This window comes from Ignatzschineria sp. LJL83, from assembly GCF_054871845.1.
On sequence record NZ_JBTXLY010000030.1, the window covers coordinates 1 to 794 of the forward strand.

Sequence of the window (794 nt, forward strand, 5' to 3'; positions counted from 1 at the left end):
GATACGCAAGCAGTTCAATATGTGGAAGATCTACTAAATAATAGACCTAGAAAGGTGTTAGGATATTTAACACCTTATGAGTATTTGGTCAAAAACGTACTTGTCGCACTTCGTATTTGAATCTGCCTTCTATAAAAAACCGCTACCGCAACTTTTACATCATCTTCTAACTTTCTATCCCTTCAATATTCATCATGTTGTAATGCATATTGCTATCTAAATTTTAGCTAGTGATTAAAAATCACCAATGTATTTTGATACAAAAATAAGGTGCTTGCATGGGCAATCGCTATCTTTATGATTGAGAGTGAGTACTCTATCGCTCTAAAAGCATATTCATTGCTGTAATATAATTTCAAGAGATCTTATCCATCTATTTCTTATGACCTCAAATATCCCTTCTTTTGCCAACTATAGAAAGTAATAGGATAAAAATTTCAGCTTGAATTATCATGCTCTCAATATTTTGTATTACATTATTCTTATTAGATATCTACTGGCCAAGCAACTCTTCCTCTTGGTATCCCTCTTTCTTATCTCACTTCTTTAGTATCCCTTTCTTCTATTTTTTATTATTAGTCCCTTTTATCTTCTCAGACTTTCATCTTTTTTCCATTTTCCTCGAGGCAAAGAAAAAGCCTCTAGTTAAAAAGCCTCTAGTTCGTTAGAACTAGAGGCTTCTCAAATTAAACCCTGGGGGTGACCTACTCTCACATGGGATCTCCCACACTACCATCGGCGCAGCTACGTTTCACTTCTGAGTTCGGGATGGGATCAGGTGGTACCATAGCGCT

The 794-nt window shown here is 35.8% G+C and carries 1 rRNA gene; it reads right to left on the minus strand.

What is annotated here, in order from left to right:
• Nucleotides 1–691 precede the first annotated feature (691 nt).
• Nucleotides 692–794, minus strand: a 5S ribosomal RNA gene (gene rrf / locus ACYSN2_RS11080); the annotation flags it as partial.